General features: G+C 58.3%; 26 protein-coding genes. 12 read left to right on the top strand and 14 right to left on the bottom strand.

The window, feature by feature from the left end:
• Positions 1-42 precede the first annotated feature (42 nt).
• Together ABF859_RS09395 and accD are read right to left on the bottom strand one after the other, a co-directional pair.
• Positions 43-1,365 (bottom strand): bifunctional folylpolyglutamate synthase/dihydrofolate synthase, encoded by a 1,323-nt coding sequence (locus ABF859_RS09395; protein WP_415527514.1) that lies wholly within the window; start codon positions 1,363-1,365, stop codon positions 43-45.
• Complete coding sequence (gene accD / locus ABF859_RS09390; RefSeq protein WP_415527513.1) at positions 1,365-2,234, bottom strand: acetyl-CoA carboxylase, carboxyltransferase subunit beta; 870 nt, start codon at positions 2,232-2,234, stop codon at positions 1,365-1,367. The genes ABF859_RS09395 and accD overlap by 1 nt, the downstream gene beginning before the upstream one ends.
• Before the next feature lie 203 nt (positions 2,235-2,437).
• Here accD and ABF859_RS09385 point away from each other — a divergent pair, with 203 nt between their 5' ends.
• On the top strand, positions 2,438-3,001 hold the full coding sequence (locus ABF859_RS09385) for an HdeD family acid-resistance protein (protein WP_415527512.1): 564 nt from the start codon (positions 2,438-2,440) through the stop codon (positions 2,999-3,001).
• Positions 3,002-3,045: 44 nt separating this feature from the next.
• Here ABF859_RS09385 and trpA read toward each other — a convergent pair whose 3' ends face one another.
• Complete coding sequence (trpA, locus tag ABF859_RS09380; RefSeq protein WP_415527511.1) at positions 3,046-3,858, bottom strand: tryptophan synthase subunit alpha; 813 nt, start codon at positions 3,856-3,858, stop codon at positions 3,046-3,048.
• On the bottom strand, positions 3,855-5,081 hold the full coding sequence (trpB, locus tag ABF859_RS09375) for a tryptophan synthase subunit beta (RefSeq protein ID WP_415527510.1): 1,227 nt from the start codon (positions 5,079-5,081) through the stop codon (positions 3,855-3,857). The genes trpA and trpB overlap by 4 nt, the downstream gene beginning before the upstream one ends.
• A 181-nt stretch (positions 5,082-5,262) precedes the next feature.
• On the opposite strand from trpB, the gene ABF859_RS09370 reads away from it, so the two are divergent.
• The gene (locus tag ABF859_RS09370; protein ID WP_415527509.1) at positions 5,263-6,240 is read left to right on the top strand and encodes a magnesium transporter CorA family protein; all 978 of its coding nucleotides are present in this window, start codon (positions 5,263-5,265) and stop codon (positions 6,238-6,240) included.
• Here the strand turns inward: ABF859_RS09370 and ABF859_RS09365 are convergent.
• From ABF859_RS09365 to alr, 5 genes are all read right to left on the bottom strand, one after another.
• Positions 6,237-6,683: a DUF934 domain-containing protein gene (locus tag ABF859_RS09365; protein WP_415527508.1), complete on the bottom strand. Its 447-nt coding sequence runs from the start codon at positions 6,681-6,683 to the stop codon at positions 6,237-6,239. The genes ABF859_RS09370 and ABF859_RS09365 overlap by 4 nt on opposite strands.
• The gene (locus ABF859_RS09360; RefSeq protein ID WP_415527507.1) at positions 6,670-8,343 is read right to left on the bottom strand and encodes a nitrite/sulfite reductase; all 1,674 of its coding nucleotides are present in this window, start codon (positions 8,341-8,343) and stop codon (positions 6,670-6,672) included. The genes ABF859_RS09365 and ABF859_RS09360 overlap by 14 nt, the downstream gene beginning before the upstream one ends.
• Positions 8,340-8,657: a DUF2849 domain-containing protein gene (locus ABF859_RS09355; RefSeq protein WP_415527506.1), complete on the bottom strand. Its 318-nt coding sequence runs from the start codon at positions 8,655-8,657 to the stop codon at positions 8,340-8,342. Before ABF859_RS09355 ends, ABF859_RS09360 begins: the two co-directional genes overlap by 4 nt.
• Before the next feature lie 208 nt (positions 8,658-8,865).
• Positions 8,866-9,312 carry an RrF2 family transcriptional regulator gene (locus tag ABF859_RS09350; RefSeq protein ID WP_415527505.1) on the bottom strand — a complete coding sequence of 149 codons (447 nt, stop codon included), beginning with the start codon at positions 9,310-9,312 and terminating at the stop codon, positions 8,866-8,868.
• Positions 9,313-9,421: 109 nt separating this feature from the next.
• Complete coding sequence (gene alr / locus ABF859_RS09345) at positions 9,422-10,546, bottom strand: alanine racemase (RefSeq protein ID WP_415527608.1); 1,125 nt, start codon at positions 10,544-10,546, stop codon at positions 9,422-9,424.
• A gap of 117 nt (positions 10,547-10,663) precedes the next feature.
• Here alr and ABF859_RS09340 point away from each other — a divergent pair, with 117 nt between their 5' ends.
• Positions 10,664-11,128, top strand: a complete 465-nt coding sequence (locus ABF859_RS09340; protein ID WP_415527504.1) for an Lrp/AsnC family transcriptional regulator — start codon at positions 10,664-10,666, stop codon at positions 11,126-11,128.
• Between the two features lie 90 nt (positions 11,129-11,218).
• Positions 11,219-11,419, top strand: a complete 201-nt coding sequence (locus tag ABF859_RS09335; RefSeq protein WP_415527503.1) for a bacterioferritin-associated ferredoxin — start codon at positions 11,219-11,221, stop codon at positions 11,417-11,419.
• A 44-nt stretch (positions 11,420-11,463) separates the two neighbouring features.
• Here ABF859_RS09335 and bfr read toward each other — a convergent pair whose 3' ends face one another.
• Both bfr and ABF859_RS09325 read right to left on the bottom strand, forming a co-directional pair.
• The gene (bfr, locus tag ABF859_RS09330) at positions 11,464-11,952 is read right to left on the bottom strand and encodes a bacterioferritin (protein WP_415527502.1); all 489 of its coding nucleotides are present in this window, start codon (positions 11,950-11,952) and stop codon (positions 11,464-11,466) included.
• 181 nt (positions 11,953-12,133) lie between these two features.
• Positions 12,134-12,751 (bottom strand): TonB-dependent receptor domain-containing protein, encoded by a 618-nt coding sequence (locus ABF859_RS09325; protein WP_415527501.1) that lies wholly within the window; start codon positions 12,749-12,751, stop codon positions 12,134-12,136.
• Positions 12,752-12,971: 220 nt separating this feature from the next.
• Here ABF859_RS09325 and ABF859_RS09320 point away from each other — a divergent pair.
• The 7 genes from ABF859_RS09320 to ABF859_RS09290 all read left to right on the top strand — a co-directional run bounded on the left by ABF859_RS09320 (position 12,972) and on the right by ABF859_RS09290 (position 18,762).
• Positions 12,972-13,729 (top strand): IS5 family transposase gene (locus tag ABF859_RS09320; RefSeq protein WP_415527500.1). Its coding sequence is split into 2 segments (ribosomal slippage): positions 12,972-13,305 and positions 13,305-13,729, totalling 759 coding nucleotides; the frame shifts between segments, so codons are not numbered across the junction.
• A gap of 288 nt (positions 13,730-14,017) precedes the next feature.
• Positions 14,018-14,773, top strand: coding sequence for an SDR family oxidoreductase (locus tag ABF859_RS09315; RefSeq protein WP_415527499.1), 756 nt, complete (start codon positions 14,018-14,020; stop codon positions 14,771-14,773).
• The gene (locus ABF859_RS09310; protein ID WP_415527498.1) at positions 14,770-15,225 is read left to right on the top strand and encodes an acetyl-CoA carboxylase biotin carboxyl carrier protein; all 456 of its coding nucleotides are present in this window, start codon (positions 14,770-14,772) and stop codon (positions 15,223-15,225) included. Before ABF859_RS09315 ends, ABF859_RS09310 begins: the two co-directional genes overlap by 4 nt.
• Positions 15,222-16,589 carry an acetyl-CoA carboxylase biotin carboxylase subunit gene (accC, locus tag ABF859_RS09305; protein WP_415527497.1) on the top strand — a complete coding sequence of 456 codons (1,368 nt, stop codon included), beginning with the start codon at positions 15,222-15,224 and terminating at the stop codon, positions 16,587-16,589. The genes ABF859_RS09310 and accC overlap by 4 nt, the downstream gene beginning before the upstream one ends.
• The gene (locus ABF859_RS09300) at positions 16,586-17,038 is read left to right on the top strand and encodes an acetyl-CoA carboxylase biotin carboxyl carrier protein (protein WP_415527496.1); all 453 of its coding nucleotides are present in this window, start codon (positions 16,586-16,588) and stop codon (positions 17,036-17,038) included. The genes accC and ABF859_RS09300 overlap by 4 nt, the downstream gene beginning before the upstream one ends.
• A gap of 39 nt (positions 17,039-17,077) precedes the next feature.
• Positions 17,078-17,845: a LamB/YcsF family protein gene (locus ABF859_RS09295; RefSeq protein ID WP_415527495.1), complete on the top strand. Its 768-nt coding sequence runs from the start codon at positions 17,078-17,080 to the stop codon at positions 17,843-17,845.
• A gap of 5 nt (positions 17,846-17,850) precedes the next feature.
• The gene (locus ABF859_RS09290; RefSeq protein WP_415527494.1) at positions 17,851-18,762 is read left to right on the top strand and encodes a LysR substrate-binding domain-containing protein; all 912 of its coding nucleotides are present in this window, start codon (positions 17,851-17,853) and stop codon (positions 18,760-18,762) included.
• Between the two features lie 10 nt (positions 18,763-18,772).
• Here the strand turns inward: ABF859_RS09290 and ABF859_RS09285 are convergent, their stop codons facing one another.
• The 3 genes from ABF859_RS09285 to ABF859_RS09275 form a co-directional block, all read right to left on the bottom strand.
• On the bottom strand, positions 18,773-19,465 hold the full coding sequence (locus ABF859_RS09285; RefSeq protein WP_415527493.1) for an SDR family NAD(P)-dependent oxidoreductase: 693 nt from the start codon (positions 19,463-19,465) through the stop codon (positions 18,773-18,775).
• Between the two features lie 27 nt (positions 19,466-19,492).
• Positions 19,493-22,036, bottom strand: coding sequence for a TonB-dependent receptor plug domain-containing protein (locus ABF859_RS09280; protein WP_415527492.1), 2,544 nt, complete (start codon positions 22,034-22,036; stop codon positions 19,493-19,495).
• Between the two features lie 237 nt (positions 22,037-22,273).
• Positions 22,274-23,785, bottom strand: a complete 1,512-nt coding sequence (locus tag ABF859_RS09275) for an aspartate ammonia-lyase (protein WP_415527491.1) — start codon at positions 23,783-23,785, stop codon at positions 22,274-22,276.
• Between the two features lie 265 nt (positions 23,786-24,050).
• Between ABF859_RS09275 and ABF859_RS09270 the strand changes: the two genes are divergently transcribed.
• Positions 24,051-25,253 carry a pyridoxal phosphate-dependent aminotransferase gene (locus ABF859_RS09270; RefSeq protein WP_415527490.1) on the top strand — a complete coding sequence of 401 codons (1,203 nt, stop codon included), beginning with the start codon at positions 24,051-24,053 and terminating at the stop codon, positions 25,251-25,253.
• Positions 25,254-25,268 lie beyond the last annotated feature (15 nt).

Below are 25,268 nucleotides of genomic sequence, written 5' to 3'. Positions count from 1 at the left end.
CACGCCGCCTTTCTAACATCACGCCCTGCCATCAGAAACGGATTACCTTGCGATCCAGCCATCCTGAGCCAGCACCACCCCGGCCAGATACAGACTCCCACAGATCAACACCCGAGCAGGCCCGCTCCCTTGCGCCGACAGATGCTCCAGCGCCGCTTTCACCGTAGGCCCCGCAACCGCCCGGCCTCCGGAAGCCGCAACGATGTCCGCGACCGACATCGCCAGATGCTGCCCAGGCTCCGACACCGCCTGAACCGAAGTCGCACGTTCAATAATTGGTCTCAAAAAACCTGAAGCATCCTTGGTCTGCTTTACACCGGCAATCACATGAACGGGCCGGTCTTTCCAGCCCTCCAGAACCGTCCCCAGCACCTGCCCGGCGTCCGGATTGTGCCCCCCGTCCAGATAGAGTTCCCACCCCGCAGGAAGCATCCGGGCCAGCGTACCCTCCAGCTTCTGCAAACGCGCAGGCCAGAAGGTCCGGGCAATCCCCTGATACGCCGAAAGCGGCAGCGCCACTCCCGAAACCCGGAGCGCCGCCACAGCCAGAGCCGCATTCCCGGCCTGATGCTGCCCCTTCAGCGCGGGCAAAGGCAGCGAAAGCGCCCCGTCAGCATCCCGGTAATCAAGACCATCCACCCGCTCGGTGAAGAAAATATCCTGCCCCACCACCCGAAGCGGCGCACCCAGTTCCGCAGCCCTGCGACGAATGACCTCCAGAGCTTCCGGCATTTGAGCCGCAGAAACAACCGGAACACCTTTCTTGATGATCCCAGCCTTTTCCCCGGCAATAGCCGCGACCGTACTGCCCAGAAAGGCCTCATGATCCAGACTGACCGGCGTAATCACGCAGGCCGCAGGCTTCGGCACCACATTGGTCGCATCCAGCCGCCCGCCAAGCCCGACTTCCAGCACAACCAGATCCGCGGGTACCTGCGAAAACAGCAGGAACCCCGCAGCCGTCAGAACCTCGAAAACCGTAATCGGAGCACCAGCATTGATTTGCTCAACCTTCTCGAGCGCAGCAACCAGAACATCTTCGTCCACAAGCCGCCCCGCCAGCCGGAAGCGCTCGGTCACGCTCACCAGATGCGGACTGCTCATGACATGCACCCGCAGACCAGCCGCCTCGGCAATGGCCCGCAGATTGGCACAGGTGCTGCCCTTGCCGTTCGTCCCCGCCACATGAATGACCGGCGGCAGATAACGCTCAGGATGACCCAGCTTCGCCAGAAGCGCCTCAAGCCGCCCCAGCGAAAGATCAATCAACGCCGGATACAACTCCTGCAACCGCGCAAGAACGGCCCCCGGCCGCCCCTGATATTCGCCGGACAACCGAACCGGTGCCCCACGCTCCGCAGTCATCAGGCCGCTGCGTCGGAAACGGTTTTCTGGCGCATCATGATCCCCAGGATCCGCCCCAGAAGTTCCGGCAGTTCGGAACGCTGGGCCACGATATCCACCATGCCGTGCTCACGCAGATATTCCGAACGCTGGAACCCTTCCGGCAGCTTCTCGCGGACGGTATCCTGAATGACACGCGGCCCCGCAAACGCGATCAGCGCATTGGGCTCGGCGATATGCACATCGCCCAGCATCGCGAAGGACGCCGAAACGCCCCCCGTCGTCGGGTTCGTGAATACGACAACATAAGGCAGACCCGCTTCCTGAAGCATCTGCACACCGATCGTCGTGCGCGGCATCTGCATCAGACTGACAACGCCTTCCTGCATCCGCGCCCCACCCGAAGCTGTATAGACCACCAGCGGCGCCTTCTGCAGGACCGCCAGACGACAGGCCGCCACAAAAGCCTCGCCCAGCGCAGCCCCCATCGTCCCCAGCAGGAACTCCGGCGCCATAACGGCAACCACGGCCTTCTGCCCCTTGATCAGACCATGGGCGACCACAAGCGCCTCATCGAGATGCGACTTGTTCCGGGCATCCTTCAGGCGGTCCGTATACCGCTTGGAATCCTTGAACCCCAGCGGATCGACCGGCATCTTCGGCAGCTCGATGGTGGTGTATTCCCCCCCGTCGAACGTCCAGCCCAGCCGCTCCTTCGCCGTCGCCCGCATGTGATGCCCACAATGCGGACACACCTTCTCGGACCGCTCCAGCTCCTTGGTGAGCATCATCTGCCCGCAGGATTCGCAGTTGGTCCACAGATTGTCCGGCACGTCCCGCTGAAGCAGGCCACGCAGCTTGGGTCGGACGTAGTCGGTCATCCAGCTCATGTCGTCTCGTTACTTTCTGCCCGCCTTCAGGACAAAGGACGGAGTGGGGTCAAAGCCCGGCGAAGGGCCATATTCTCTGGCGCGTTTTAACGCCCGGCGACCAAATATGCCAGCCCAACCATCAGCCCGCCTCTTATCGCTCCCGCCTGCCCCACAAAACATGGCATCTTCTCGCCAGACCACGTTCCTGAACGGAGAAGACCATGTCCGACAGTTTCAACACCATCCGCTTTCCCACGCCACAGGGCCTCAAGCCCGGCTGGTTCATCGGCTTCGGCGCCTTCCTGATCATCCTCGGCATCCTGGCCGCCCTGGATGCCATCACCACCACACTGACCAGCATGGTCATCCTCGGCGTCCTGATGATCATCGGCGGCGTCGCCCAGGTCATGCAGAGCTTCGCCCATCGCGGCCTGCCCGTCCCGAACCAGTGGCTCTCCGGACTGATCGGCGGTCTCTACATTCTCGGCGGACTGCTCCTGATCGAAGAACCCGCCACCGGCTCGATCTTCCTGACCGCCATCCTCGCAGGCTGCCTGATCTTCGCCGGCCTCGCCCGGACGTTCTGGGCGGGCGGACACCGCACCAACAGAAGCTGGCTCGCCCTTGCCATCAGCGGCCTCATCACGCTGGTCATCGGCATCCTGCTTTACATGACGCTGCCCTGGTCGGGCCTGTGGCTGATCGGCATGTTCATCGCCGTGGAACTGCTGATGGCCGGCGTCGCAACCGTCCTCTTCGGACTCTCCCTGCGCAACGACGTCTGATCCGCTTTCTTCCGGCAGGTACCCGCCTGCCGGAACACCGGACCTCAGGCCCGCACGGCCGCCGCCAGCCCCTCAAGCTGCTTCAGAACCGCCGGAACCGTCCGTTCCGTCGCCCGGCCATCCTCAAGCGTGCCAGCCATGGTCTTGATCAAAGCCGACGCCACAACAGCGGCATCCCCAATCCGCGACGCCGTCCGCGCCTGCTCCGGCGTGGAAATCCCGAAACCCACGGCCACAGGCAGGTCCGTGGCTTCCCGGATCCGCGGCAGCGCCTTCTCCAGATCCGCCGCACTCGCGCTGTTCGTCCCGGTAATCCCGGTAATGCTCACATAATAAACGAACCCGCTCGCATCCCGCAGAACGTGGAACAGCCGGGAATTGGACGTCGTCGGCGCCACCAGCGTGATGATATCGAGGCCCGCTTCCCGAGCATGCGCATCCAGAAGATCGGCCTCTTCAGTCGGCATGTCGACAACGATAATCCCGTCCACCCCCGCCTGCGCCGCATCAAAGCAGAACTCGGCCGGACCATAGCTGTCGATCGGGTTCAGATACCCCATCAATACGATCGGCGTCTCACTGTCCGCCTCACGGAACGCGCGGACCATCTCCAGCACCAGACCTAGCGTCGCCCCGGCCTTGAGCCCACGAAGGGCAGCCGCCTGAATCGTCGGCCCATCGGCGGACGGATCGGAAAACGGCACACCAATCTCAATCAGATCAGCCCCCGCCGCCGGCATCGCCCGCAGCAGTTCCAGCGAGGTGTCATAATCTGGGTCACAGGCCTGAAGATACGGAATCAGCGCCCCGCGCCCTTCCTTTTTCAGAGCTGCAAAACGTGTCTGGATCCGGCTCACAGCTTCACTCCCAGATGATGCGCCACGGTAAAGATATCCTTGTCCCCACGACCGGAGACATTCAGGACAATGATCTGATCCTTCGCCATCGTGGGCGCGATCTTCATGACATGCGCCAACCCATGCGCACATTCGAGTGCCGGGATAATACCCTCCGTCCGTGTGCAGACCTGAAACGCCTCAAGCGCCTCCTCATCCGTCACACCGACATATTCCGCCCGGCCAATATCATTCAGCCAGGAATGTTCCGGCCCGATCCCCGGATAATCCAGCCCCGCACTGATTGAATGCGCTTCCTCGATCTGCCCGTGCCTGTCCTGAAGCAGGTAGGTCCGGTTGCCATGCAGCACACCCGGCCGCCCACGGGAAATGGACGCCGCCGTCTTGCCGGAATCCAGCCCATGCCCCGCCGCCTCAACACCAATCAGCTTCACATCCGCATCGTCCAGAAACGGATGGAAAATCCCCATCGCGTTCGACCCGCCACCGATGGCCGCCACGATCACATCCGGCAGGCGTCCTTCAGCCTGAATAATCTGCTCTTTGACCTCAACCCCGATGACGGACTGAAAATCACGGACCATCTCCGGATACGGATGAGGCCCCGCGACCGTACCGACAAGGAAATACGTATCCGCGACATTGGCCACCCAGTCACGCATCGCCTCGTTCATGGCATCCTTCAGCGTCCCCGCCCCGGCCGTGACAGGCTTCACTTCCGCCCCCAGCAGATGCATGCGGAACACATTGGGCTTCTGCCGCTCCACGTCGGTCGCACCCATGTAAATGGTGCATTTCAGCCCGAAAAGCGCACAGACCGTCGCCGTCGCCACACCGTGCTGCCCCGCGCCGGTCTCCGCAACAATCCGCGTCTTGCCCATCCGCCGGGCCACAAGGATCTGGCCCATGACATTGTTGAGCTTGTGCGAGCCAGTATGGTTCAGCTCTTCACGCTTGAAATAGACCTTCGCCCCGCCAAGTTCCTCGGTGAGGTGCTGCGCGAACCACAGCGGGCTCGGACGACCGACATAATCCTTCAGATAATAGTCCAGTTCCCTGCGAAACTCCGGATCAGCCTGCGCAGCGCGATAGGCCTCATCCAGCTCAAGCAGGAGCGGCATCAGCGTTTCCGCCACAAAGCGGCCACCGAAGATCCCGAACCGTCCCCGGTCATCAGGGCCGGAACGGAGAGAATTAGACAGGGGGGAAGATGTATTCGTCATACCGCACTCAGTTCCGCTTCAGGGCCCCAAAGCGATACCAAGGGCAGCCCCCGCCGTCCATCCACCTCACTGATTTCCGACGCATTCTGAAACAATTACAGACCCGGGGCCTTGCGATCCCGAAGCAGGCAGGACATGAGAGAGCCTCACCGCCCTTTCATTTTCCCCGAGGACCTGCCTGATGTACCTGGTGCGCCCCGCTGGCGTTCCGGCCCGGGAAACCGGACCAGACGTCGATATTTCCAAAGCGGTCTGGCTCGACCTCATCAATCCTACCCCCGTCGAGATCGACCGCGCAGAAAAAGACCTCGGCACCCATATCCCCCGCCGGGACGAACTCGAGGAAATCGAAAGCTCGTCCCGCCATCACGAAGAGGGTGGCGTCCTCTATCTCTCGACCCCCCTCGTCAGGCGTGAAGAAGACACGGCGTTCTCCCTGCCGATCGGCTTCGTCCTGACAGACCGGCGCCTCATCACCGTCCGCTATGCCGACTACTACGGTTTCGACATCGTCGGCCGCCGTCAGGCGGAACGTGACCCCGCCAAAGGCGAACCTTCCGCCAACGAACTCCTCGTCGAGATCATCGAAGAAATCATCAACCGTCTGGCAGACACCCTGGAAGCGCTGGGCCGCACCCTCGACGCCATCTCCAAGCGCGTCTTTACAGTGGATCGCCCCCATGACCCCGCACGTGCCGGCGAGATGCTGCGCGAAACCCTGCGTCGCCTCGGCCATGCCGGCGATCTGGCATCCCTGATCCGCGACAGCCTGCTCGGCCTCGACCGCATCCTGATCTATATCGGTGACAGGACCGCAAAAGACCCACAGCCCCTCAAGACCCGCATCAAGGTTGCAGGGCGCGACATCGCCTCCCTCAACGACTTCGACGCACAGACCGTCAACAAGGTCCAGTTCCTGCTCGACGCCACCCTCGGCTTCATCAGCATCGAACAGAATGACGGCATGAAGGTCCTGACCGTCGTCAGCGCGATCGGCATCCTGCCAACCCTGATCGCCGGCATCTACGGCATGAACTTCCACAACATGCCCGAACTGTCATGGAAATACGGCTACCCCTACGGCCTGAGCCTGATGGTGCTCTCGGTCATCCTGCCCCTGTTCTGGTTCTGGCGCCGCGGGTGGTTCGGCGCCCGCTAGGACGCCTCTTCGACCCGCAGCCCCGGCCCGACGGACCGCTCCGGCAGAACCGAGCACTGATACGCCACCGGGAACTGCCGCAGCTGCTTTTCCCACAGAGCCGGATCGCCATTGCCGTCCTTCGGCAGAACGACACTGTCCACCCCACAGCGACGCAGAAACGCCCCCTGATCGGGCAGGATATGCCCTTCCGCCCGGATCTCACCTACAAACCGCAGATATTCCCGAAGCTCCCGCGCCTGCGTGAACCCACGCCCGTCCCGGAAGATCGGGAACCGCAGCACCACAAGCTTCAGCCGGTTCAGATACGGCTTCAGCAGCGCCGGATCATCCCCACTCTCCAGAAGAACCGCCCGCGCATCATCGCGCTCCGCCAGTTCCGCAACTGTCACCAGCACCTCATGAACCTGTGCGGTCCGCGCGCCGAGTTCAAACAGCTTCATACGCCGCCTCCCTGAAAGGCTCATGCCCCAGACGTGTCAGGGTATCGAGGAACGTCTCCCCGCTCTCCCGACGCCCGAGATAGCAGTCCACAAGCCGCGCAATCGCATCCACGGTCTCGTCTTCCGGCAGCGCGGCACCCAGAATCGTCCCGATCGCCGCACCATTCTCGGCCCGGCCGCCAACCGTCAGCTGGAAGAACTCTTCCCCGCGCTTGTCCACACCCAGAAGTCCGATATGCCCGGCGTGATGATGCCCGCAGGCATTGATGCAGCCCGAGATATTGATCCGCAGCGCCCCGATTTCCGCCTGAAGTGCCGTATCCGCAAACCGCGCACCCAGCTTCTGCGCAATCGGAATGGACCGCGCATTGGCCAGCGCACAGTAATCCAGCCCCGGGCACGCCACGATATCTCCGATCAGACCGATATTCGCTTCCGCCAGTCCGACCTCCGACAGCCCCAGCCACAGATCCCGCAGCCGGTCCTTGCGCACATGCCCCAGAACCACGTTCTGCAGATGCGTAATCCGGATTTCTCCGAACGAATACGCATCCGCCAGATCCGCCAGCCGCGCAATCTGCGCCGAGGTCGCATCCCCCGGAATCCCCCCCGCCGGCTTCAGCGAAATGGTGGCAATGATATGCCCCGGATCCCGATGAACATGCGTGTTGCTTCGCACCCAGCGATCAAAGATCGGGTCCGCACGCCGCTGCTCCGCCAGAACAGCATCCGCACCCTCCGGCGCCTCAAGCAACGGCACAGCAAACCGTGCCCGGATCGCCGCAACTGCCTCGGGCGTCAGCCGATACCGCTCTAGATCCATCTGGGCGAGCTCCGCTTCAACAGCCTCACGATAGGCCTCAACCCCAATCGCCTGAACCAGAATCTTGATCCGCGCCTTATAAATATTATCGCGTCGGCCATGGGCATTATAGACCCGAACGATCGCCTCAAGCGTCGCCAGCAGGTGCTCTTCACGCACGCTATCGAACAGCTCTTCACCAATGATCGGCGTCCGCCCCAGACCGCCTCCCACAAAAATCCGGAATACCGGTGCCCCACCTTCACCCGGACGGGCCAGAATCCCGATATCATGGAAGCGCGCGGCCACCCGGTCATTCGGACTGCCCGAAATCGCGATCTTGAACTTGCGCGGCAGGAAGGTGAACTCGGGATGCAGCGTGGACCACTGACGCAGGATCTCAGCATGAACCCGCGGATCCACCAGCTCATCCGCCGCCGCCCCCGCATATTCATCCGCCGTCACGTTGCGGATGCAGTTCCCGCTGGTCTGGATGGCATGCATGTCCACCTCGGCCAGTTCCCGCAGGATGGCCGGTGTATCCTCCAGCCGGATCCAGTTGAACTGGATGTTCTGCCGCGTAGTGAAATGGCCGTAATCACGATCATACCGCAGGGCGATCTCGCCCAGCTTTCGCAACTGCCGGCTGTCCAGAATCCCATAGGGAATGGCAACCCGCAGCATATAGGCATGAAGCTGAAGATAGAGCCCGTTCATCAGACGCAGCGGCTTGAACTCGTCCTCGCTCAGTGTCCCGTCCACACGACGGTTCACCTGCCCCTCGAACTCGGCAATCCGCGCCTGAAGGAAATCCCGGTCAATCCGGTCATACTGATAATGGCCGACAGGAACACTCACTGTTCGGTCTCCACTGCAAATTCGGGATGAACAGTCGGGCCATGAGCCCGGATCTTTTCACGAACGGTTACAGGCTCCGGCGGCGAGACAGCCTGCACCGCCGTATCATAGACACCCACAACCCCATCACGCTGGGCTTCCCCGGCCACGCGCGACAGCACCGCCTCCGCGCTTTCCGCATCCAGCATGGCCGCACGTCCGATATGAAGATCCCATACCCCATCCGCACTCCACCAGACGGTACGACCATCCAGAAGACGGTTGGCAGTCAGAACCAGCTTCTGGCCAGGTTCAAGTCGGACAGGACGTTTCATCAGCGCTCACCTTCCTGATGAATCCCGATCTCACCCTGCGGCTGGACCCATCATGAATCCGTCCTCATCGCCGCTCCCCGAACAGGAGACAAAGGAGACATCAAGGACATGGGCTCACCACCCCGGATCAAACATTGATCCATCATGGTAAGATATCCAGCCCTCTAAAACCCATTTCGTGTTTTTTACAAAATACTTTTTTTATAAGTTATATAGAGAAGGAGATCGGTGCCCGGCTGGGACGCTGCATTCCGGCCTCCTCCGCATTCTGAAGCAGATGCTCCAGCGTGACGGACGCCATCTTTTCCGAAACCTCCTGATCCACGGACTGCCAGAACGGTTCCAGAACCTTGGCCCGCAGAAGATTCGTCTCCTCTTCGGGCATTTCCGGATCCTCCGTCACTGTCCGGACGATCTCGTTCAACGTGATGGTCCGGGGCGGCCTCCCTAGACGATATCCGCCCTTCGGACCCCGCACGCTGGACAGCAGTCCGGCCCGCGAAAGAGCCTGCAGCACAGGCTCGATCCCCCGACGGAGCATGTCGCCCCGCCTGGCAATATCCGCACCGCTCACCACCCCGGATCTGCCTGCATGAAAAGCGACATCCAGCATGATGGATATGGCGGTCAAAGCTCTATCACGGCGGAGATACATGAGAATTCCGATTTTCTGCGACAGACAACATCATCATGATATAATCCGATTTCAGTTCGTCTATCTTGTGTTCCATGCAGGAATGTCAATCGCCCTTGCGGGGCTTCTCTCAATTCCCGACATATTCCCTGTGAAAACGGTGCCCCAGAGATGTGAGAACCTCGTACCCGATCGTTCCCGCCGCCTCCGCAACATCATCCACACTACGTCTGGGTCCGATCAGATCCACCATCATGTCGGGAAGCAGCTTCCCTTCCGGCACATCTGAAACATCCACAATCAGGGAATCCATCGAGACCCGCCCCAGGATCGGCAGACAGATTTCCTCAAACCAGGCACAGCCATGCCCGGCGCCATGCCGGGAAAAGCCGTCCGCATAACCGACAGCCACGGTCGCAATCCGACGCGGCTGGACCGGACGATACGTCAGTCCGTACCCGACCCCCTCACCCGGCAGAATCTCGCGGATCTGCAGGACATGTGCCTGAAGCCGCACAACCGGCGATAACGGGTTGGGACCACTGCGGTTGGGAGCCAGGCCATAAAGGGCCGCCCCGGGCCGCACGACATCCAGATGATACTCCGGCCCCAGAAAGATTCCCGACGACGCCGACAGACTCAGCGGCGCAGACGGCAACTGCGCCGACATCTCCAGCATCCGCGCTTTCTGGGAACGGTTGGCAGGATGATCCGGCATATCAGCACAGGCCAGATGGCTCATGACCAGACTGACATCCAGCCCTTCCACAAGCCCCTGATCCTCCCGCAGGACCTCAAGATCCCCACCGGAAAGACCAAACCGCGACATCCCGCTGTCAACCTGAAGGACAGCTTCCAGCGGGGCTGCTGCCCGGCCAGCTTCGTCACGCCACGCCGCAATCTGCTCAAGACTGTTCAGAACAGGCCGCAGACCATAACGCACGCAGTCTCCGGTCGCATCGGGACGCGCCCCATGGAGCACCGTAATCCGGGCCTTCTCCGAAACCACGGAACGCAGCCTTATCCCTTCATCGACATGCGCGACGAAAAAATCCCTGGCCCCGGCGCTTTCAAGAACCGGAGCAACACGCTCGATGCCCAGCCCATAGGCATCCGCCTTGACGACAGCCGCACAGGACGCATCCGCGGCCAGAGTCTGAAGATACCGGTAATTGGACGCAATCGCGCCCAGATCCACCGTAAGGCGGGCACCGGCACGATACGAAGGCCACAGAGGATCAGAACATGCGCTCATCATGAAAGCCGAGACTATCCCCCTTCCCGTTAGAATATCCTGCCGGATAATCGCAGAATATTCCAATTCACGAAAAATATATGCACGAAATTTCGGAAATAGGCGGATAATTCCATCATGATCTTCGACCGCATCACCGAATCGATCCTGCGCATCCTTCAGCACGACGGACGCCTCAGCAATGCCGACCTGGCACAGCGCGTCGGCCTCTCTCCGTCCGCCTGCCTGCGCCGCGTCCGGCTACTGGAAGAGCAGGGCGTCATCCGGGGCTACCGCGCCGTCATCGACGAGCGCTCCGCCCACAAACTGACCACGGTAATCGTCCAGATCACCCTCGAACGTCTGACGGACGAAACTCTCCGCCGCTTCGAAACCCGCATCCGCGAATGTCCCGATGTCCGCGAATGTTATCTCATGACAGGTGAGGCCGATTACCTCCTCCACGTCGCCGCACGGGATCTGGCTGACTACGAACGCATCCACAAGGAAGAGCTCTCCCGCCTTCCCGGCGTCGTGCGCATCCAGAGCAATTTCGCCATCCGCCCCGTCGTCCAGCGCTGGATCAGCCAGGAATCCCTCTGAGTCGCCAAAAAACAAAAATGAGTTTGCGAACGATTTGCATTTGAACTAGGCTCGCCTCATCGGTCCCTGTGAACGAAAGCCTGCCCCTCCATGATCGTCTGCTCATGCAACGCGCTGTCCCATCAGGACATCGAAATCGCAATTCACAACGGAGCATCCCGGCCAGCGGAAATCTACTCAGCCAGAAAATGCAAGGCAAAGTGCGGGAACTGCGTTCCGGGCATCGTATGCCTTTTGCGGTCGGCCCTTCAGAAGGCCCAGACTGAACAGTCCCAGCTCAACGCCGCATAAAAAAACAACCCGGACAAAGCCGGGTTGTTCGATAGTCAGTTTTTTCAGTCCTGCTCAGGGGCCGGAGCAGAATTCTTCTGGATGTAACGCTCGATTCCCACCTGCCTGATCAGGTCGAACTGGCGATCAATGAAGTCCTCGTGCTCTTCCTCATTGACCAGGATCTTCAGAAGCAGATCACGGGAAACATAATCCCGGACGCTTTCACAATAAGCGATCCCGTCCCGAAGATCCTGAATGGCCTTCTCTTCAAGCTTCAGATCACATTCCAGAATTTCCTGGACCGTCTGACCGATCAGGATCGGATTCAGACGCTGGACATTCGGCAGACCACCCAGAAACAGGATCCGCTCGATCAGCCAGTCCGCATGACGCATTTCCTCGATGGACTCGTCATATTCCTTCTTGCCCAGATGAGTCACGCCCCAGTGCCGGAGCGTCCGGGCATGCAGGAAGTACTGGTTGATCGCCGTCAGCTCATTGGTGAGCTGTGTGTTGAGATGCTCGATTACCACAGGATCTTTGATAGCCATGTTTCCAAACCCTCCAAAAAAGAAGAGGATATCGAAGGAAACAGGCAAAAGAAAATCCTATCTTTAAGGCATCATCCCTCTCCGCCCGAACCGCACACCGGGAACACCCGCACATCTCCGCGCACCCACCGCTTCCCAAACGGCCGAGCCTGCCTTTCATACGAAAGACAGGCTCTTCGTCTTAAAAGCCGGTCGAGAGTGTCACCATCGCACTGAACGGCACCTGGAGATAATAACTCGGGGAAGAACCGGCAATCGTACCGCCGAAAACACCCTTCGTCGCACTTGCATTCGTCGTGAAACCGTAGACGCCGCTGCGGAACTTGGCACCCGTCAGGTTCTGCATGTTCAACTGGATCTGTGGCGATTTCAGGAAACCCGCGTTGTGGAAACGGTATCCCATGCCGACATTGTTCGTGATGTACTGGGGAATGGCATTGTCGTTCATGAACGTGGCGTACTGCTTGCCCACATACTTGACCTGCCCGGAAAACCAGAAGCTGCCATCGTCATAATCAATGCCGATCCCCGCCATCTCATGCGGAGACCGGATGGCCGTCTTGCCCTTGGTCCGCAGAAAATCACTGGTCCCGCTGGTCGTGGTTGCCGCGATATTGTTGTCGATGGTCGAGTGCAGGTACTCAAACGTGACATAGGGACGCAGATGATGCCAGATCGGACGCGTGCTGAGCTGGACATCAACACCCCGCGTCGTCTGGCCACCAGCATTGACGGTCTGGGTCCCCTTTTTTACCTGTAGCCTCGAAGGCCGTGCAGTGTTCCTGAGGGTGAGTCGCATCAATCATGATGGTCGGAGCTCTGCCTTTCCAGCAACCCGGCCGCCCATCATCCGGGCAAAGATCTCCATGACGCGCTCCAGCACTTCCAGCTGTTATAGAGCGTCTTGTGCAGCCCATATTCCCGGGGAGCATCGCGCCAGCGCATGCCATTCCGACTAGGCTCAGGACCCATTGATATGAGTGATTGGATGTGATTCAGGCTCCTTGAGGAGACTGAAGATGAGCGACCTGTATTGGCTGACGGACGAGCAAATGGAGCGTCTGCGGCCTTTTTTCCCGAAGAGCCATGGCAAACCTCGCGTTGATGACCGTCGAGTGTTGAGCGGGATCATTTTTGTGAACCGTAATGGTCTGCGCTGGCGTGATGCGCCCCGGGAATACGGTCCACATAAGACACTGTACAACCGCTGGAAGCGCTGGGGCGCCATGGGGATCTTCTCCCGGATGATGGACGGTCTGGCTGCCGGAAGGGCAGAGCCCCAGACAATTATGATTGATGCGACGTATCTCAAGGCGCACCGCACGGCTTCGAGCCTGCGACTAAAAAAAGGGATCCAGGGCGACTGATCGGACGGACAAAAGGTGGCATGAACACGAAGCTGCATGCGATCACCGATCAGAACGGACGACCGCTGAGCTTTTTCGTGACAGCAGGACAAGTCAGTGATTACACCGGAGCCTCTGCTCTGCTGGACAGCCTGCCCGTGGCACAATGGATGCTGGCGGACCGGGGTTATGACGCCGACTGGTTCAGGGATGCCCGGGAGGAAAGAGGGATCAGGCCCTGCATCCCGGGACGGAGATCCCGCGGAAAACCAGTCAAATATGACAAGAGAAAATACAAACGCCGCAACCGCATCGAAATCATGTTCGGAAGGCTCAAGGACTGGAGACGGGTCGCGACACGCTATGACAGATGCCCCACCGTATTCTTCTCGGCAATCTGCCTCGCTGCAACCGTCATCTTCTGGCTATGAGTCCTGAGCCTAGGGTCCTGCTGTCATAGAAAGCAGCTTCAAAACCCTGAAGGCTTAACTCCCGTAGCCGCACGCATGGATTACATGTTAGGAGGTCGAGGAGGCCATCACACGCTGCGTCGACGATTTTTACAGTCTGCAGTCAGGGCATAACGTACTCTTATGACCCAAGACCAAAGTCCTGTTGGATCGGTATTTGTTACGGAAGTATCATTTTTTTCAAGGCACATTGATATGTCCGAATGAAAGAGCAGACAGCTCTTCCTCCGCAACAGATGGCAGCCAATCATGAGTGAATTTCCCTACCGTACAGCACTTGTCACAGGAGCCTCCTCCGGTATCGGCGCCTCTATTGTCGCACGTCTTCGGGAGAGTGGCCTGGAAGTTCACGCGATAGCGCGCGATGCGGGCCGGCTGGCTGAACTGGCCGAGAAAACGGGATGCATTCCTCATGCCATCAGCGTCGAGGATTACGATGCCCTGGCGCAGCTCACCCAGGACATCCCCTTCGATGTTCTCGTGAACAATGCCGGCCAGTCCCGCAGCGGCAACATCGTGAAGACAACCCGCGAGGACATTGACAGCCTGGTGGATGTCAATCTCCGTGCTGTCCTGCAACTGACGCATCTGGTTGTGCCGGGTATGGTGGAGCGCGACCGTGGTCATATCGTCAACATCAGTTCCATCGCCGGTCACTATGCGTTTGCGGGGGGCAATACCGTCTATCACGCGACCAAGGCAGGCGTGCATTCCCTCTCCCAGCAGCTTCGGTGTGACCTGTACGGATCCCATATCCGCGTGACCGAGGTTTCGCCGGCCCGCGTGGAAACGGAAGTCTTCGGTCGTCTGATCGGCAACATGGAAGAAGCCAAACGCCGGTTCTTTGACGAATACGACTCTCTGCTCCCGATCGACATCGCGAACTCCGTTGCCTTTGCCGTGACGGCGCCGCAGCGCATGAATGTCAGCTTTATGGAAGTCCTGCCGACAACGCAGGTCGTGGGTGGTCTGAACTTCGCCAAAAGAGCGACACCCAAAGAATGACGGCATGGATGGACCGTATCCGGGAGACGATTGAACTCGCCGGGCGCTCCGGTGTTGCAGAGATGGAGTTCCGGGAGAACGGGTCTCACATCCGCCTGTTCCGCAATTCCGTCTCCAGCCCTTTGCCGGCCCTGACGTCTGTCCCCCCTTCGCAGGGTCTGAAGCCGGCAGACGTTCCGGCCGCCTCTTCCCCGGCTATGGAAGAGGCCCCTCCATCCGAACATGTCATTTCCGCACCCGCATACGGTATTTTCCATCAACGTCCCGCCCCTGGCTCCCCCCCTTTCGTCGCGGTCGGAGACAGGGTGGAAAAAGGGCAGCAGGTCGGCCTCATGGAATCAATGAAAGTCTTCAGTGCCATTGAGGCAGATGCCTCTGGAACCGTCGTCGCCCTGCTCGCCTCAGACGGAGAGGAGGTGGACGCCGGCACGCCTCTCCTGCGCCTTCAATGAGTGCGCCCCGGAGTGCCGGCCGCGTCCTGATTGCCAATCGCGGTGAAATTGCCCTGCGCATCCAGCGGGCCTGCAGGGCCCTGAAGCTGGAAACTGTCGCGGTCTTTTCAGAAGCCGATCGCGAGAGCCGCCATGTTCAGGAAGCGGATATCGCACTCTGCATTGGTCCCGCATCGGCAGCAAAGAGCTATCTTGATGCGGAACGGCTTCTGCTGGCAGCGCGCGTAACGGGTGCCACCGCCATTCATCCCGGCTATGGCTTTCTTTCCGAAAATGCCGATTTTGCGGAAGCTGTTGAAGCAGCGGGCCTGATTTTCGTAGGTCCGACGGCGCAGTCCATCCGTATCATGGGGGACAAGATTTCCGCCAAGCGCGCCATGCTGGAAGCTGGCGTGCCCTGCGTCCCGGGATCCGATGGCTCCCTTCCCGAAGCGGCTGAAGACGTCGCAGCCATTGCGGAGGCCGTGGGCTATCCGGTGATCGTCAAGGCAACCGGTGGCGGTGGCGGCAAGGGCATGCGTGTTGTCTGGTCTGCGGATGAACTGGCCGAAGCCGTCAGACTGACAGCCCGTGAAGCGCGGCAGGCGTTTGGGAACGGGACGCTTTACCTCGAAAAATTCATGCAGAAGCCGAGACATATCGAGATTCAGGTGCTCTGCGACACGCATGGAACGTCCCTGTGGCTCGGCGCACGGGACTGCTCTCTTCAGCGAAGTCATCAGAAAGTGCTTGAAGAAGCCCCGCCCTGCGACATCCCGGCAGAAGACATCGCCCGGATCGGCGCACGCTGTGCCGAAGCGTGCCATCGAATCGGCTATCGCGGCGCTGGTACGTTCGAGTTTCTGTATGAAGACGGCCTCTTTGCCTTCATCGAAATGAACACGCGCATTCAGGTCGAGCATCCGATTACCGAAGAGACGACCGGTATCGACATTGTGCGCGAACAGCTTCGTATCGCACATGGCGCAGGACTGAACCTGCGGCAGCAGGACGTTGTCACACACGGGCATGCTTTTGAATGCCGCATCAATGCGGAAGACCCCAGAACGTTCCGCCCTTCTCCGGGTCTTATCACAAGATGGGATCTTCCAGGGGGACCGGGCGTACGCGTTGATACCCATGTCACGGCTGGCTACACCGTTCCCCCTCACTATGATTCGATGATCGGGAAGATCATCGTTCATGGCGGGACGCGGGAAGAGGCTCTCGCCCGTCTGGAGATTGCCCTTGCCGAAATGCGGGTCGAAGGCGTGACAACCAACCTTCCCCTTCATCAGGACATCGTTGCTGAACCCGCCTTCCGTGAAGGCAGTGTCGACATTCACTTCCTGGAGAACTGGCTCAGGACACGGGAAGACGCATGACAACTCTGCAAAATGACTTCGCGTTGTTCCAGCTTCCCGATGTGGGTGAAACAGCACAGATCATCGGCTGGCTCCGAAACGCGGGGCTGGACGGTCTGGAAGTGACGGCCGGGGAACGGTCTTTCAAAATCGTTCTGAATCCTGTCGCCATTCCTGAAGCTGCGGCGTTCCAGATTTCCGAAGAGACTCCAGAACGCGATGATACTGTCGCTGTGAAAAGTCCCTATTTCGGCGTCCTGTCGCTCCTGCGCCCCATGCAGGATGTCCCGTTGGCCCCTGTGGGCAGCGCCGTCACGACTGGGGACACTGTCGCCCTGCTCTCGATCGGCCCGATGCAGATCAGCGTGACATCCCCATGCACCGGAACCATTGCAGAGGTGCTGGTACAGGACGGTGACCTGACGGGATACGGGACCACCATTCTCACGGTCATCCCTGTCCACGAGTGAAGTAACAAGACACGCCAGAAACGCATCCAGGAGGAATGAATGAAGATCGACCTGAACTCGGACCTGGGTGAAGGCTTCGGAAGGTGGAAAGTAGCCGATGATGACGGTCTTCTGGACGTCATTTCCTCCGCGAACATTGCCTGTGGCTTTCATGCCGGCGATCCTTCGATCATGGATCACACGGTCCGCATGGCCATCGAGCGGGGTGTAGGTATCGGCGCACATCCGGGCTTTCCGGACCTGAACGGTTTTGGCCGCCGTTTCATGCAGCTTTCACCCAAGGAAATGGAAGCTATTCTGGCCTACCAAATCGGCGCCCTTCAGGGGATCGCATCCCCACACGGTGCGCGCGTTACGCATGTGTCATACCATGCGGCCTTCGGGAATGCGATCAATGCAGACGAAGCGCTCGCAGAGCGTCTTGCAAAACTCATCGCCACGATGGACCGTGACCTGATTTTCTTCTCGATGTCGGGTCAGCCTGTTGGTCGTGCAGCGGAAAAAGCAGGTCTGCGGGTTCTGCAGATCTTTCTGGCCGACCGTGCATATGACATGAATGGAAATCTGGTGCCCCGCGGGCTCGAAGGTGCTGTCATCCACGATCATGGCAAACTGCGGGACAGGGTCCGCCAGTTTCTGGATAGCGGAACGATCACGACGATCGAGGGGAAAACGCGCCGGATTGAGGCTTCTTCCATTCTCGTCCATAGTGATACTCCGGGTTCCGTAGAACTGGCCCGTGTCATAAGATCAGAAATTGAAAGTGGTGGCGGTGAAATCGTTCCTGCCCATGTTCTTCTAGGCTGATTTCCATGGACACAAGACGTCTCGCGGCATTCATCAAGGTTGTGGACGTCGGAAGCGTAACGCGTGCGGCCAGTCTGCTGCATATTGCACAGCCTGCCCTGAGCCAGCAGATGGTGGCTCTGGAAGGGGAGTTCCGGCAGAAACTCCTCCTCCGCAGCCCCAGAGGCGTCAGTCTCACACCAGCCGGGCGGGCGCTGTACCATCATGCACACATCATGCTCCGGCAGGAAGCGGAAGCCCGCCGGAGTGTTTCCCAGCCGGAACTTGTCGTTTCAGGTGAGGTCTGCGTCGGTCTGGCCCCCTGTAGCAGCGCGACATCCCTTGCCCTTCCTCTTTTGAGAAAGGTTCGGGAAAAATATCCCAATGTCATTCTGCATATCAGGGAACATTTCGGGCCTGCCCTGACAGAACTCATCATGAAAGACGCGATGCATGTCGCGGTTCTTTATGATGTCGGGCCAATCAGAGGGCTCTCCTTTGAAACCGTTGCCAAGGAACAATGGTGCGTCGTTGGGCTGGAAGAATTCTTTCCTGAAGGCGAGGAGGTCATTCCCCTGGCTGCTTTGGCAGACAGGGAAATGTTCCTGCCCGTACGTTCAACCTACCCCCGGACCCGTATTGAAAAAGCCTGCCGGGACAGTGGATTCAGCCCGCATATCATTGCCGAGCTTGAATCGCTTTCCACACTGGGAGAAGCTCTTGCCGAAGGGCTCGGTATCACGATCCTGCCGCTTCCGGTGGCGCGCGAATTGCAACACGTCTTCCCGGTGGCTGTCCGCTCCTTGACAGAACCAGAGATTATCGCGCCGATTTCCCTGTGCCTGAAGGATGACGCCACGCACTCTGTCGCTGCGACAGCGGTCATCGAAATTCTGCGGGAAGAAACGATGAACCTGCACGGTGCCTCTGCTACCTGACCCACGGTCTCTACAGCATTCCTTCCTTGCGACAGTTGATCAGGATCTCAGACAGGGATGCTGAATTTGGCAGGCGCAGGACAGTCTCGACAATTTCTGCCAGATCCTCCGGTTGCGTCATGTCCGGCGCAGCCACTTCCGTTTCATGCGCTGTCATGTCGGTTGCAACATAACCGGGACATACGGCACAGGCACGAATGCCGTCATTCCAGAACTCCTGCCGGATTCCGTGAGACAGGGCGACAAGCGCAAACTTCGTCATCGCGTATCCGACATTCGTCCCCACCCGCTTTCCGGCAAGAGACGCCAGGTTGATCACACGCCCGGTCCCGGAAACCTTCAGATAAGGAAGCGCTGCACGGACAAGACGCAAAGGGCCTTTCACGTTTACCCTCCACATCTGATCAAGCTTTTCTTCATCCCCATGCTCTACGGTAACGCGAGGATTGATCCCGGCAATGTTGACTAGGGCATCAACCCTGCCGAAATACTCGACCGTCTTCCGGACCCAGCGTGAGGCTGCCTCCAGGGATTCCGCATCATAGGTACATGGAAAGAAGTTGGGGTGCTCCTGCGCCGTTTCAGGCGCGCGCATCCCGCCTGAAACCTTGAACCCGGCATCCAGAAGACGGGCGCAGACTGCTGCGCCAATCCCTCTGGATGCCCCGGAAACCATGATGACACGTCCGGATGTATCAAGCATGTCTGTGCCCTTTCCCTTCCGGTTTTCTCAGAAATTCATGGACGTTGAAACGTAGTACATCCCACCGAAATATCCGTAAGGAGAGAACGCAGCATACTTGTACATATTGAAGTTTGATGCGGTAGCTGCGGTCTTTACACGGGTCGGATACTTGTTACCCACATTATTGGCGCCAATCGTGACATTCCACCAGGGAACGATCTTGTAACCGACCTCGAGGTTCGTGATGATTGCCGGGCTCTGGGCTGTCCAGAGACTGGTGGGCAGGTTTGGAGCCGCAATAAAGACAGAGGAGCCATAACGCAGTTCCTCAACCTTCGCAGACCATTTTCCCTTCGTCCAGTTGACGGTCAGATTCTCACGGTTCTTGGGTGAGGCATGAAGCAGTTCAGCGACAGCATAGGAGTTGAAATAAGGAATATTATGGGCCTGAAGAACCGCAGGCGTTTTGTTGTAACTGCGGATCTCGTTGTCAGAGAAGTTTATGCCAATTCCAAAACGGAATATACCATATTTCTGTGTGCGCCAGGTGTAATCCAGCGCCAGATCTCCACCCCAGGTGTTCGTGTTCACCGGATTGGTATAATAGGACGCATAAGTAGCATTTCCGAGATTGTTTGCTGCCAGAGTACTGGCAACATAACTGCCACCAAGAGTTGGCGTACTGGCAAGACGGTCATTGATGGCAATGTAATACAGATTTCCAGTCAAGTGCATATTGGTGATCGGCGTTGCATCGACACCGATACTATAGCTGCGGGAGTACTCGCCCTTGAGAGGACCCGCACCCAGCGCGCGCGCTGCCGGGCTATTATTCGGCAGAGACAGGGTGGAGTATGTGGCGCTTGGGGAACTGTAGTAATAATAGGTCTGGCCAAGCGTTGGCGGACGGTAACCCGTGTTGATGTTGGCACGGATCGCCCATTTTTTGTTAAAGTTGTACCGTGTTCCAATGGATCCGGTCGTGACAACGGGATAGTTGTGGTAGGCAACCGTTCGGCCGCCCAGCGTCCATTCCCATTTGCGCGTAATGAAGAAATCCAGATTAACGTGCCCGTCATAAACATCGCGAGTGTATTTTCCTGCGACATCCGCCGGATTACCTGCATGCGTCGCCGCTCCTGGCGTAGCAGCCATTCCAGCATTAGGACCGGTCAGGATAGGAACGCCGCCATCTGCATAAGACGCCAGTTCACCAGCCCCAAGCGTGAAGGTATCACGGCGATATTCTGCACCGAACTCCAGATTGACGGGACGGGGCAGGAAGCCAACATTGAAATTGCGGGAGGCCCGGAAGCCTGCCGTCAACTGGCTGGCATTTGCTGATCCCGTGAAAAATTTTGTCTTACTGGCATCACCATAAGAGGCATTGTCCGTATCACGCATGTCATAGGATTGAAGATCTTTGCCGTAGTTGACGTATGTATCCCATGAAAAACCGAATGTATGCCCTTTGAAGCCGTTATCGACCTCAAAGTCATTCTCTGTCATGTCGTAATAAGGCTGCATGCCATCGGGCCATAGGGACGTAACCGTCAGGTCATCGGCGGCAGAACGATAGGTCTGTCCTACTGAAACTTTCCGGTGCGAATAGGTCGACGTCGAATACAGATCAATATGCTCTGTCAACGGGACACTCATATTGGCAGAGAGCGTTTCCATTGTACGCTTTGACAGCGAATTTGAGCGCTGGACATCACGGCTGCGGTTTGAACGCGGATCTACGCTGCCATTGGGCAGGGCATAGTAAAAATCGTTCGGATAGCGGCCCGCGTTGATATAGTCCCCATTCCGGGAGGCTGGCAGTTGATGCATGACCTGCGCCGCAAGATCCAGGTAACCGCCCTGCTTCCCAAGAGCAAAAGCAAGGTTGGCAGAACCGTCAATGTTCTGTCCGTCGCCCCCATAGAAGCCACTGTTCTTGAAATTGATGGAGCCGCCATGTGTTGCGGATTTCAGAACGATATTGACGGCACCGGCCATGGCCTCCTGACCATAGAGCGCTGTTGCGCCTTCCGTAATGACTTCCACATGATCAACGGCGCTGATGGGAATAAGGGCAATATCGGCGGGTTCAGACCCCCACTGCGGCCCGACAAGAGCATTGAAATTCGCGCCAATATGCCGTCTGTGACCGTTGACGAGAATCAGCGTCTGATCGGCAGAAAGACCACGAAGCTGCATCGTCTGTGTGAAGCCGTTATTACCACCCCCCGGCATTGGTGGAGCGGTTACAGCCGGGGAGAGCTGTGAGAGCGCCTGCATCAGGTTGCTCTGGCCTGTGGCCGCAAGCTCGCTTCCACTGACGACCGTAACCTGCGTCGTGCTGTGTGCCGGCGTAGACGGAGAGAGCACCGACCGCCCGACACGACGACCTGCCGTGACGCTGATCTCTTCGCTCTTATGGTTTTCCAGATCATGGACCACTGGCTTCTTCGGAGCTGCAACAGGCTTGTCTGCCCTGACTGCTTTTCCGCCATACTTGGTCGTCGTCGTTGCGGAGACCGCTTCATTGGCAGAAAAACCGAACAGGCACAGGGTCGTACACAGCAGCAGTTTTTTCTCAGTCATATGAAAGCGCTTTTTCATCGGCGGCTACTCCATCTCTACAGGCGACAACATCTGGAACCGGGCGGTAAACTCAGCAGGGATCTGCCGGGCACCGCATCTGGAAAACCATTCCGGATACCGCTCCGTGGCTTATGCCAACCAGCGATGGCTGAGGATCATGAAGGGGCGCTTCCTCAACCAGGCTGATGCCTTTTTATTATTGTTGCGTATTCGTAAAGGTGATCGCCAATATTGTTTTCATCTCGACCCATCGCCATGACCTATGACTGAGGGCTCTCCCCCCAAGACTTTGCAGACCGCACCTGTCAGGCGCTCCAGACGGAGCAGTTCCGCCAGTTCTCCAGCGGGAAGCAGATCTTCCTCCATCAGAAGATCGAGGATTTTCCGTTTCTCACCCGATGCACGTTTTGCCAGCCTGGAGCACACCTCATATCCCAGTCGAGGGACCAGCGCCGTAATGATACTGGCGCTTCCTTCGACGTAGGATCGGCAACGCTCCCGGTCAGCTTCGATGCCATCCACACAGCGCGTCGTCAGAATCGTCACGGCATTGCTCAGACACTGCATTGAGGAAAGAAGGCAATGGGCAATCATGGGCTCGAACGGATTCAACTGAAGCTGGCTACCCTCCGCACACATAGTGACAGTCAGATCGTGCCCACACACCAGATAAGCCACCTGATTGACGGCCTCCGGAATAACCGGATTCACTTTTCCCGGCATGATGGAAGACCCGGCCTGCACGGCCGGAAGAGAGATTTCTCCCAATCCCGCCCATGGGCCACTGGACAGCAGACGAAAATCGCCCGCTATTTTCGAAAGCTTCAGGGCCAGTCGTTTCAGAGCGCCTGACAGGCTGACGAAAGCGCCGACATCAGACGTCGCTTCCACCAGATCCGGGGCGCTTTTGAACGCATAGCCCGTTAGTCGCCGTAATTCCTGCGTTGCGCCCGTACCAAAACCAGGATGCGCCGTAATGCCTGTCCCAATTGCCGTGCCACCCAGATTGATCGACAGCAACTGCCCGGACACGTTTTCCAGATTGGCGATTTCGGATAGAATCGTAGTGCTGAAGGCTCTGAACTCCTGCCCGAGCGTCATGGGCACAGCATCTCGCAACTGCGTGCGGCCAAGCTTCAGGACATCCCCGAATTCGGCGCTTTTGGCCCGCAAGCTGTTTGCCAGACGGTTCAGAGTTTCCAACAGAGGTTCCAGGGACAGCAGAAGCGCAACATGCAATCCGGTAGGATAGGAATCATTCGTGGACTGCATCATGTTTACATGATCATTCGGGTGCAGGATGTTGTAATCACCCCGCGTTTTTCCCAACAGTTCGAGCGCCACATTTGCAATGACCTCGTTGGTGTTCATGTTGGTGGACGTTCCCGCTCCGCCCTGCATCACATCAACAACAAACTCTTCATGAAGAGTACGGTTATCGAGAATATCCTGACAGGCCCTGTCAATCGCCTCCGCCCGCCATTCTTCCAGAGTTCCGAGCCTGAGATTCGTTCTGGCGGCTGCCTGCTTTACGAGAACCATTCCTTTCACAAGAAACGGGCTGGCCCCGACGGAAATGCCGCTGATCGGAAAGTTATCCTGGGCCCGTGCAGTATGAACGCCCCATCGGGCATTCTGCGGAATCTTCCGGGATCCCAGAAGGTCCTTTTCAACGCGGAACATTTCATGAGAATCGGTATCATCCTCATATACCGGACGTTTCAGCCCGTCATTCAGCGCATTATCCATACCTGTTTTTCCGGTTACATCTTATGTTGAAACATCTTGCAGTCCGCGTGCTTTGGAACTGACTGGTCCGGTGCGCGACAGGGAATCTGATGAGACATCACCCGACACGAACCGTGCCGAAACCGTAATGTCCTAAGCAAACATTGCGCTCATATCTTTATTGGATAGGGTCAAAGGATTTTCGTTGGTATCAAACCGTTCCGCAAAGCCTTTAAAATAAGGAATCCAGGTTTGTTTGACCATTCACCCATTGGAGTAAAAATGGATGCCCGGCTTCGCAGACAGACTGAACGGAATTTCCGTTTCCGCTTCAGCGGCAATGACCGACAAGGTTTCGGAACTACGGTCACAGGGACTGAAAATTGTAGGGCTTTCCTCCGGAGAGCCTGATTTTCCAACTCCGGATCATGTCATCGAGGCCGCAATTGCGGCTGCCCGCAGTGGGGATACCAAATATCCTCCCCAGAACGGCAAACCCGCGTTGAGAAAGGCGATCCAGCAGAAATTCCTGCGCGAGAATAATCTCCATTACGACCTCGATGAAATTCTCGTCGCCAACGGTGCCAAGCAGATCATCTTCAACGCCATGATGGCGACCTGCAATCCTGGTGATGAAGTCATCCTTCCGACGCCTTACTGGATCAGCTACGCTGATCTGGCCAGACTGGGTGGCGCAAAGGTCGTTCAGGTTCCCTGTCGTCCGGAAAACGGTTTCCGCCTGGCTCCTGAAGAGCTGGAAGCCGCCATTACGCCGAAAACCAAGTGGCTGGCTCTGAACTTTCCCAATAACCCCACCGGAACATGCGCCTCCCGGGAAGATCTGGAAAGCATTGCCCGGATCATGCTGAAGCACCCCCAGGTGTGGATCATGACAGACGACATCTACGAACATCTCGTTTACGACGACTTCAGGTTCCATACTCTTGCCGAAGTCGAGCCACGACTGAAAGACCGCGTCCTGACGGTCAATGGTGTCTCGAAGAGTTATGCCATGACGGGCTGGCGTGTCGGCTATTGTGGCGGCCCGCGTGACCTCGTCGCAGCCATGAACAACATGCAGGGACAGGCCACGAGTGGCATCAACACCATTGCGCAGGCTGCGGCTGTTGCGGCGCTGACGGGCCCGCAGGATTTCCTGAAAGACCGGGCGGCAGAATATCAGAAGCGCCGTGATCTTGTGGTTGGACTTCTGAACGACATTCCGGGCATCCGGTGTCATACGCCTCAGGGCGCGTTCTATGTCTATCCGGATATTACGGACTGCATCGGCAGGCAGACAGCCAGCGGCAGAACGATTGATACTGACACCGACTTTGTCATGGCCCTGCTTGAAGAAAAACAGGTCGCAACCGTTCAGGGGACGGCTTACGGCCTCAGTCCGTTCTTCCGCATTTCCTATGCGACAGACACGGATACGCTTCGTGAGGGGTGCCGCCGGATTGCCGAATTCGTTGCAAGCCTGCGTTAAGGCAGTTCATTCCGG

The organism is Gluconobacter sp. (assembly GCF_047722525.1).
Lineage (GTDB): Bacteria > Pseudomonadota > Alphaproteobacteria > Acetobacterales > Acetobacteraceae > Gluconobacter.
Note: the sequence above shows the minus strand (reverse complement) of the source record. Positions and strands in the feature narration are given on the sequence as shown.